The organism is Anoxybacillus sp. ST4 (genome assembly GCF_019448545.1).
Lineage (GTDB): Bacteria > Bacillota > Bacilli > Bacillales > Anoxybacillaceae > Anoxybacillus > Anoxybacillus pushchinoensis.
In genome coordinates this window covers 1-9,254 of sequence record NZ_JAHZOE010000049.1, presented here as the reverse complement: position 1 = coordinate 9,254, position 9,254 = coordinate 1, and the positions used below count along the sequence as shown (strand labels likewise).

Below are 9,254 nucleotides of genomic sequence, written 5' to 3'. Positions count from 1 at the left end.
CAGAACGATATTGCCCAATCGATCACTCGTTTTGAACAGCACGTCTTACAGCACCCAGATGAGGTGTTACGCCGCATCGGGTGTGCTGCGTGAATCAGAGGTTAAAATGTCAATTTGGATGTATATAGTAAACATAGAGCAAAAAAAAATAGCTCCCATAGGGGAGTTAGTTCGGTAAGCGCGATTTTAAGTTTAAAATTTCTTTCTCGTGTTCGATCACTTTATCAAACATTACGTCAGATCGACGTTGCAAATATGAAACGGTCACATCAACCGACTTTTTGATGTTTGTCAAATCGTTTAGCATAAGCGTTTGATTGTTTTTCGATATGCGGAGCTCCTCGAGAATTTGCTGCTGGGTCTTTTCCATATTTCCGAGCGATTGTTTCATATGGTCCATGTCTGTTTCCAACTTTTGCTGTCCCTTTTGAAGGTGAGTAACATCTTGCTGCAACGCCTTTTGACCTTCTTGCAATTCGGTGACATCTCGTTGCAACGCCTTTTGGCCCTCTTGCAATTCTGCGACATCTTGTTGTAATTTTGACACATCTTGTTGCAATGCTTTTTGACCTTCCTGCAATGCCGCTACATCCCGTTGCAACGCCTTTTGGCCTTCTTGCAATTCGGTGACATCTCGTTGTAGCGCTTTTTGACCTTCTTGAAGCTGTGCGACCGTTCCTTCAAGACGATCAAGACGTTCATGAATCGGCTTAAACTCCTCCTGCAAAACCGACCGCAACATTTCTTTCAGATCATTCACCGCTTTCACCTCCCTATCATCTATTATAGCACAATTATTGTTTAGGTGGCGGGCATCGTTCCCTCCACATTCCTTTCTTTCCGTCCTTCGTTCATCCGTCGAAACGTCAGCGCCTTCCATAGTGCTTCATCTGTGATGTCATACGTTCCTGCTAGATCGGCGATCGTGCGAGCGAGGCGAATGATTTTTGTTTGCACGCGGTTGCTCCAGTCGTATGTAGACGACCAATGCTGAAGCAGTTGCTGTTGCCTTTTTGTCAGCCGACTTGTCGCAAACAGCACATCGACTGGCACACGTCCGTTCGTTACCTCTTCCCATATCGTTCGTACTGTCTTGCGCGCGATACCCTTCCATCCCTCGCAAGCCAATGCTACAAACTTTCATGTTATTCCTCCTCAATACAGTTCGGCACGATGTCGGCTTTGACGAACTGCACGTATTTTTTCTTCTTTTCTACCATCGTTCCAGGAAAATAATGAAGAAGCACATCAATGTTCATAAATGAAGGCAAAGAGGAAGGCTGGTGATAAAAACGGAAACTGCTCCAACGATAATGCTCAGGAAGATGCACAATGCGAGCCTCGACAGGATTAAGATGAATATAACGACTCACCTCCAACATCCCGACGTCATCGTCAATCATTTTACTGAAGTAGCGCTTTTCAAACACATGACCGGTTAACCCGCAACGCGTATTGTAATAGTTGGCATACCGCTTATTCATAAGCGCCATCACTTTAGAAATAGACTCATGTTGGGAACGAAGTTGAAGATGAAAATGATTTGTCATAAAACAATATGAAGCAATTTCAAACGGAATTTTTTCATGAAGCTGTTCGAGGATATGCAAAAACGCACGAAAATCATTCACTTCTTTAAACAACGGATCACGCCGATTCCCACGACAAACGATATGATAAAACAAATGCGGCACCCATATCCGCCTCGCTCGTCCCACACACCTCACCTCACACGAACTTTCTCGCCATATCCCTTCGACAAAAACAAACAAAATCCTGCATTGCAAGAAAATTTTTTGATACTCTGCACGTAAAACTACTCTCTCGACGGGTGACACTCGTATGAGTAAAATGTTTGTGGGAGAAAAAAAGACAGGTTCCTGATTTGGTATAATAAGGAACCTGTCAGATATGTAAGCAAAATAGATGAAAAACGGGCTCTCCTCCTGGTAAGGTAGTAAGTGCGAAAAAAATACAACCAAAGAAAGGAGTGGAGCCCATGCAGGATTATATCACAAACGGCTTGACATGAAAAGAGATCGAACAGTCTTTATTTAGACATATGCAAAAACAATATGGTCATCTCCTTCAACAGGTGTTGGAGGAGATCGACCGCACATTGGCAGAACAGCGGGACAAGAAACGATATGCGCTCAAAGATAAGCGGACGATCCGACTCCAAACGCTATTTGGAGAGGTGGAAGTGAAGCGAAACTACTACTTTGACCGTGAAAAAAAGGTGTATACGTCTTTACTCGATGTCTTTCTTCAGTTCGATGGGGCGCATGGAGTGAGTCCGCTATTAGAGGAGACAGCGATTCATCTCGCCGTGACGGGTTCTTCGTATCGACAGGCTGCGCAGTCGCTTGAAAAGCTGGTGGGGTATGCATGTATGAGTCACGAAACGATTCGCCAGTCCATCATCGAGGCAGAGGTAGAAGGGCACCGTGCGATGGAGAAAAAAGGGCGCGTGTTTTTTATCGAAGCGGATGGGTTGTACGTGAAACGTCAACGAAGCCGCATTAAAGGGAAAGAAGAAAAGATCATCACGATTCATCAAGGATGGGAGAAAAACGGGAAGCGCGTATCCTTAGTGAATCGACGGTATATGGTTCATCAAACGAATGAACCGATTTGGGAGGCTGTAGAGAATTTTCTGATGAAGGAATATGGCTATGATCCACTTGAGGATTGGGTGGTCATCAATGGAGATGGTGCCCCATGGATTACAGCGTGTCGAGAATATTTCGGGGACAGAGGGTACTTTCAGCTTGATCGGTTCCATGTGGCAAGAGAGATTCGTCAGTTGTTCCGAGGTCATGCGAGATATCGAGTGATTCGAAAGAAATTGGCATCATGGGATGAAGAAGGCGTGTTACGAGAACTCACAAGTGCCATCGGTACGCTAGAACATGAGGAGAAGGAAAAGCAACTTGAGGCGCTTGTTCGTCGAATCGAGGAGATGCCAGGATGTTTGCGTGACTATCGCGTATGGTTGAAGGAAAAAGGGATTGACACGACAAACATGAGGGCGATGGGGAGTGCGGAAGGAACGATGCATGTGTTTGCGAAACGAAGTAAAAACGGTCGAAGTTGGAGGGATGCAGGGATTGAAGCGATGTTGCGAGCGATCGTCGCGATAAAAGATACGTTACTCATTCGGACACGCGATGGAGTGATGTATGGCGTGGAAGAACGAGAAGAAACGAAACGAGAAACGATCGTGAAAAAGGCACTGAAGCGCGTGCAAACGCAAATGACAGAAGTGGTACGAGATAACATCCCATACCTTCGCCAATCTTCAGGGACACCGATTTACGAGGCATTGCAAGCATTGAAAGGTTTTTAAAACGAGAGAAAACGCACATACCTACAGGATGAGAGTAAGTAAAAGCGCTTACATATAACGATTTTATAAAACCATATATAACCAAAAAAATCGGTCGAGAAAAAAATCTCCCACAAAGTCTTGACTCAAACGTGACACTCATCCCACTTGTCAAACCAGCTATATCATTTGTATAATATAAGCAGATATTTCATAAAATAAAAAAAGCTGAGTGCGGTGAACACTCAGCGGGCAACTACATGCCGCAAGAAGAGCGGCTGACCTTTAGATGTGTAACAGATAAAAAGAAATAACCGTTTCACACCTTTGGTCGAGGGGGGACGGTTATTTCTTTTTGTTTATATAGACGACGATGGTGACAGTCAATGTTAGCATTCCGATGAACACTAAGCTGAATTGCGCAATAAGACTCAATGCTTCATACGTCGTCACACTCCCACCTCCCTTCATCAGGGAAGTGGTCAACCGCCCACCCTGCTTATGTAGTTGCTACGGAGATTGTAACATTTTTCTATCACTCTCGCAATTTCAACAACAACTGCCACAAAAAATGTCACAGCACATCAACAAAAATGCAGAAAAAGAAACAGAGAGCCATATGACTCTCTGTCTCTATCAATCTTCGACAGGTGACTGGCACCCTATCCCTGAAGAATTTTTGTAAACGTTCCGCAGCCATTCGATATGCCTTTTCTCTATCATGAGGGCCTATCGCAATTATTTCCATTCTTATCGGTTGTCCTTCAACCGGACGATAAATTCGGGGCGTGACAGTGGAGTGAGCCTTTAAAAGTAGACATGTATAAATCGGGAAAAAGATGTCCATACAGAAGACAGGAAGGAGCCGATGAACATGTCGAAAAAACAAAGAACTTACAAAAGCTATTCTTCAGAATTGAAGCTGGAAGCCGTTCAAAGAGCCTCGGCGGGGGAGAGTGTAAAAGTCATTGCACATCATCTTGAGATTACAGATCCTGACTATATTTATAAATGGATAGGTCAGTATGAAATGTATGGGGAAGTAGGACTAAAACGAAAAGTTAGAAATCATCCTGAAATGGACAAGGATTTCATCATACGAGAACTAGAGATGGAGAATGAAATTTTAAAAAAGTATCTGCAAATTCTGGAAAGGGAGGGAAGACAGCGAAGTTCAAAGTAGTAGACGAGCTCAAAACAAAATATCCAGTTGTTAAAATATGTGAAAAACTACAGATTTCAAAATCTGGTTACTATAAATACTTGAAAACAAAGGGGAAGAAGAAAAAAGAATCTAAGAAAAACCAACAATTAAAAGAATATATCTCTTTGATTTTCCATGAACACAAAGGGAGATATGGATATCGAAAAATTCACGCAGTATTAAACAATCAATATCAACTACCTGTAAGTGAAAAAGTGGTACGTCGACTAATGAGAGAATTAGGATTAAAATGTCAATCTCGCATGAAACGAAAACAACCCGCCAAAGTGAAAAAAGCAACTTCCGCTGGATATATTTATGAAAATCTATTAAAAAGAAACTTTTCCACGACACGTTTGAATGAAGAATGGGTCACAGATGTCACGGAAATTGCCGTGGAAGATAAAAAGCTATTTGTTTCTGCCGTTATGGATTTACACAACAATGAAATTATCGGGCATCAGATTTCATCAACACACGATGTTCAACTTGTGGAAGATTCCCTATTGTATGCATTAGAAATCAGACACATCAAGGACTCTTTAATCCTTCATTCAGATCTTCGTTATCAGACACCGACTCAATATGCAAAGGCTAGTTAAAAACGAGCACCAGTGGGCTATATTTCCTCCTTCTCGTCTTACCAACCTCTCCTCAGAACTCCGTGGGGCTGTCAAGTGCTCTCCTTGACAGTTTCAGGGAGTTCTGAGACACTAGGAAAAAGACGAGAAAAGGAAAGGAACCAGAGTTTTATCACTCTGATTCCTTCACGTTAACTGAATTTATACTGTCTACTTTTCGGATCGCAGTGCACAGGCACCGTCCCCAATTAGTCACGAGTAGCCTGATCAAGCGCAACAGTCACTGACTTCGCAAAATCTTGAACCGTTACCTTGTTAGAACCAACAAACTTACCGTTTGAGTAAACTTCGACAGTATACTCATCGTTCGCCCCTACACGAACAGTAACGCTATTTTGTTGCGTTGTCTCGTGACCAACGACAACAACTGTATCACCCTTCTTAACAACCACATAGTCAACGGAACCGTCATCCCCACTGAAGTTCACCGTTAATGGGATTGTTTTTCCACCTACAATATTTTTCAAACTCACTAGTCCGTAGAACGTGTCATTTTTGTCAACTAGTGTAATTGTAGACGTGTATGCATAAGTAACAGATGTCTCAGTGATTTTCAAAGTGTATGTTCCTCTTGACAGAGCCTCAATAGAAGAAAATTCTATCTTATCTTGAGCTAGAGTACCGCCATAGACTCCGATATATGTTAGATTTAGCGAATCTCCCGCATAATCAGCATACTTGGAGTCAGTTAACTTAATACCATTTGCACTACCTGTGTAACCATTATTGTTTTCATCCCTGATGGCAAGTTTTACTTTTCCTTTTCCTCCACGTTCTACTTCAAAGTTAAAAATATTTTCCTTTCCTTCCTCAACTGTAATCGTTTTTTCAATAGTTTCAAAACCAGGACCACGAACAATCACAGTGTAACGACCTGCGGAAAGGGTACCATTCTTACCATCAACAATTTTATAAACTGACTCATTTACAGTCTTACCAAAATCATAACCTGCTACTACCTTACCATCTTCATTTACTACAACAACTGTTGCATCTACTGTTGCATTATCAGCATCAGCAACATTGGCATTGTTGTCCGCATAACGAATGTATCCGGATAGTGAAGTGGCTGGTATTTTTTCTAACTTCTTATCTACAACGATCTCAGCTCTTTGGAAATCTAAAACTTTCTTAGCTGTTGCAGGTACCTCTATCGGCTTATATCCTGCTATGTTGATACGTACCTTGTACTCACCAGGAGCAATTCCAGAGAGTCTAACGGCCTCATCTGAGTCCAGTAAATTAGCCTTTCCACTATTGTTGTAACTGACCGTAACAGTATACTTATTCGTTTGCGCGACAACATTTCCTGACTTATCAATAAGCTGAATACTATTGACAACAAGTTTAGAACCATTAGCAATATCAGTTTGTTGTCCTTGGTCGATAGTTAGGTCAGTGATTTTGGCTGCCGATGAATAAGTAGCTGTACCCGTCGACAATGCACCACCTGCCGTGAACGTCGTAGCATTGCCACGAATGAATTCCTTGTGTGGTGTTGCCGTATACTCAACTCCCTCAATTAAATATTTTATTTCAGAAGTTCCAGTGATTGTTTTATTTTCTCCACTGTATACAAATGAGCTTGACTCTGTTAGACCAACCTCAACATCCACACCAGCAACTTTTTGTGTAACCGTATATTTTACTGTTACGTCATCAGTAGTACGTTGACCATCTTTGTCAAGAACTTTGACATTTTGATTATTTTCAGGTAAAGCTTCCTCATATTTTACATTTCCAATTAATGATTGCAAGTTATACGTTTTGGCTTCTTTAATCTCTGTTTTAGCTGCCGCTGCATCTTGTCCCTCAGTTACTGTTAACGGAATAACTGTCGTTGCGTTTACTTGGTTAGAACCTTTGAAATCCTTCACACGCAAGAAATACGTACCTGAAGGAATACGTGGTTTAACTGAATTTCCACCCTCTTTAAAGAAAGTGCCAGCACCAACCATATCGTACGGTTGAACCATCACACGATTGTCGTCAGCAGAACGTAAATCACCAAGATTCACATTGGACACTAAAACTGTTTTCCCATCTTTATCTAGCAAGTCCACTTGAACTTTGTAATTCTGAGCCTCACCAATGGCTTGAATAGCTTTTGGACTCCATGTTAAATCGAATGTCGCTTTATTTAACTCTTTAACAGGTGTCACACGAACGTTTTTAAGGTTTGTATCCGCTTGATCTTGAGCAAGTTTAAACTCAACTTCTTTTTGATGATAAACATCTGTGAAGTTGTTGCTTGACAAGCCTTTTGTAATCACAATTTTATACTCGCTAGCAATATCGAGTTCGTTAACCGAGAACTTGTGTACACCCGAGCCAGAAGAAACAGCAACATCCTTGTTAGCAAACATGAACTTACCATCTGGGCCAGTCTTCACAGCCGCCACTTTTACATATGAGCCGTTCTGTTTTTCATACAACTCCACTGTTGCTTTATCAATAGGAGTAGATTTTTCATCGTTCATCGCAACGCCCTGGATTTGGAGCAAACCTTGGTTATAAGGATTTAACGTCACATTGCTAGCTGTTACATAGTTCCGGCTTACTTTCACATCAACTGTCTTAGAAAAATAACCAGGAGCAGTTACTTTAACTACACGTTCACCGGAGTTTGCTGTGACAGAGTAGAATCCATAATCATCCGTTTTCACTGTACGGCCGTTTACTTCCACTGTTGCATTTTTAACCGGTTCTACCTTTCCTGCTCTCAGTACATTTACAAACCCCTTGATTTGATTTCCTGTCAACACTTCTCCGTACGTCGTAACTGTACCATCCGGAACTTTCACAGATGTTGAAGTGACTTTATATGTTCCGTCAGCAGAACCGTTTCCTGGTTGTAACGCACCAACGTTGTCCACTTTGTAAACAGCTGTTTGTCCGTCAAGTTTAGAGAATGTAGCTGTTACAGTAACAGGACCTGTAAGCGTTAATTTTGTTCCTTTTAACAATGCTTCAGTTACTTCGGATTTGAATGTTACGTTCAATTCAAATGTTGTGTTGTTGATGGCGCTGACTGTTGCAACTTCCGCCTCTACAGTCACTGGTTCTTGCGCATCCATCGCACGAACGACGAATGAAGCGAATTGACCGCGCGTAACGTTTCGTTTTGGCATGAACTCTGTGTTTTTCGTTACACCGTTTGCTTCTAACACTTGGATGTACTCGCGAGCCCATGGAGCAGCTTTGTCAAGGTCAGTTACTTTCGTTGTGTAGTTTGCTGGTTTTGTTAATTTGAACGCTTCAACAACAACTTTCGCCATTTGTTCGCGAGTGATGTTTGCGTTCGGATTGAAGTTGCCTTTTTCGTCCCCAGTCATGATGCCAGCAGCTTGCACGATCGCTACAGCTTCAGCTAATTCTGCTTTGCTCGCTGGAACGTCTGGGAAGCCTGCACCTTTTGCAGTAACGCCTGCATCTTTTAAAATGCGCGAGAAGATGATCGCAGCTTCACCGCGTGTTAATGATTTGTCTGGCTTGAATGTGCCATCGCTGTACCCTTTAATGTACCCTTTTGCAACTAATGTTGCGATGTCATCTGCATGCACGCTTCCTGCTACGTCTGTGAAAGAAGCGCTTGCGACTGGTGCGATCGCTGAAGCAACAACTGCCGCAGAGACTGTACCAGCTAAAAATTTGCGATAAGACTTTGGTTGGTAAGCCATCGACTTATTTCCTCCTTTTTGTTTCTCTTTCTATTTGTTTTAGCTAAATTTAAGAGATATGTATGTTCTCTCTATGAAACTCTTAAACTTAGCGAGTGAACGACTACAAACTACATTATAATTTTTTCCATGATGAAAGTCAACCATTTTTTCAATAGTTTTTCTTTGTTGGAATAACAAAACTTTTTCATATGCAGCCTTCCACCTATTCACCATTTTACCGAATGTTCGACTTTTTTCAATACCTCATTGCGTAACTTTTTGACAAAAAATTTGTAACTATTCAGCCACATCATAAAGTGAGCTGAATATTTTTTGCTTTTCCTGTCTATGATGTGAATATTGATAGACAAGGAGGTGAATCACATGTTGACGGTACAACAAGCTGTATTTACAGTTGA

The 9,254-nt window shown here is 41.8% G+C and carries 7 protein-coding genes and 1 pseudogene; 3 read left to right on the top strand and 5 right to left on the bottom strand.

Annotated features, from left to right (window positions below; genetic code table 11):
* Positions 1-166: 166 nt before the first annotated feature.
* The 3 genes from K1I44_RS14775 to K1I44_RS14765 are packed head-to-tail and all read right to left on the bottom strand — an operon-like array spanning position 167 to position 1,718.
* Positions 167-742, bottom strand: a complete 576-nt coding sequence (locus K1I44_RS14775; RefSeq protein ID WP_219986605.1) for a hypothetical protein — start codon at positions 740-742, stop codon at positions 167-169.
* A gap of 59 nt (positions 743-801) precedes the next feature.
* Complete coding sequence (locus K1I44_RS14770) at positions 802-1,128, bottom strand: magnesium chelatase subunit ChlI family protein (protein WP_255573465.1); 327 nt, start codon at positions 1,126-1,128, stop codon at positions 802-804.
* 17 nt (positions 1,129-1,145) lie between these two features.
* Positions 1,146-1,718 carry a transposase gene (locus K1I44_RS14765; RefSeq protein WP_219986603.1) on the bottom strand — a complete coding sequence of 191 codons (573 nt, stop codon included), beginning with the start codon at positions 1,716-1,718 and terminating at the stop codon, positions 1,146-1,148.
* A 320-nt stretch (positions 1,719-2,038) separates the two neighbouring features.
* Between K1I44_RS14765 and K1I44_RS14760 the strand changes: the two genes are divergently transcribed.
* Complete coding sequence (locus K1I44_RS14760) at positions 2,039-3,349, top strand: ISLre2 family transposase (RefSeq protein WP_219986604.1); 1,311 nt, start codon at positions 2,039-2,041, stop codon at positions 3,347-3,349.
* A gap of 324 nt (positions 3,350-3,673) precedes the next feature.
* Here K1I44_RS14760 and K1I44_RS14755 read toward each other — a convergent pair whose 3' ends face one another.
* Positions 3,674-3,781, bottom strand: a complete 108-nt coding sequence (locus tag K1I44_RS14755; protein ID WP_019418134.1) for a putative holin-like toxin — start codon at positions 3,779-3,781, stop codon at positions 3,674-3,676.
* 421 nt (positions 3,782-4,202) lie between these two features.
* Between K1I44_RS14755 and K1I44_RS14750 the strand changes: the two genes are divergently transcribed.
* Positions 4,203-4,511: a transposase gene (locus tag K1I44_RS14750; RefSeq protein ID WP_255573464.1), complete on the top strand. Its 309-nt coding sequence runs from the start codon at positions 4,203-4,205 to the stop codon at positions 4,509-4,511.
* Positions 4,512-4,516: 5 nt separating this feature from the next.
* Positions 4,517-5,134, top strand: a pseudogene (locus K1I44_RS14745) (IS3 family transposase); the annotation flags it as partial.
* Between the two features lie 227 nt (positions 5,135-5,361).
* Here the strand turns inward: K1I44_RS14745 and K1I44_RS15445 are convergent.
* Positions 5,362-8,853, bottom strand: a complete 3,492-nt coding sequence (locus K1I44_RS15445; RefSeq protein WP_255573463.1) for an S-layer homology domain-containing protein — start codon at positions 8,851-8,853, stop codon at positions 5,362-5,364.
* Positions 8,854-9,254 lie beyond the last annotated feature (401 nt).

What these genes read in the sequence shown, in the direction of transcription:
- K1I44_RS14775 (WP_219986605.1), bottom strand. Translation starts at nt 742, where the DNA reads ATGTTGCGGTCGGTTTTGCAGGAGGAGTTTAAGCCGATTCATGAACGT.
- K1I44_RS14750 (WP_255573464.1), top strand. Translation starts at nt 4,203, where the DNA reads ATGTCGAAAAAACAAAGAACTTACAAAAGCTATTCTTCAGAATTGAAG.
- K1I44_RS15445 (WP_255573463.1), bottom strand. Translation starts at nt 8,853, where the DNA reads ATGGCTTACCAACCAAAGTCTTATCGCAAATTTTTAGCTGGTACAGTC.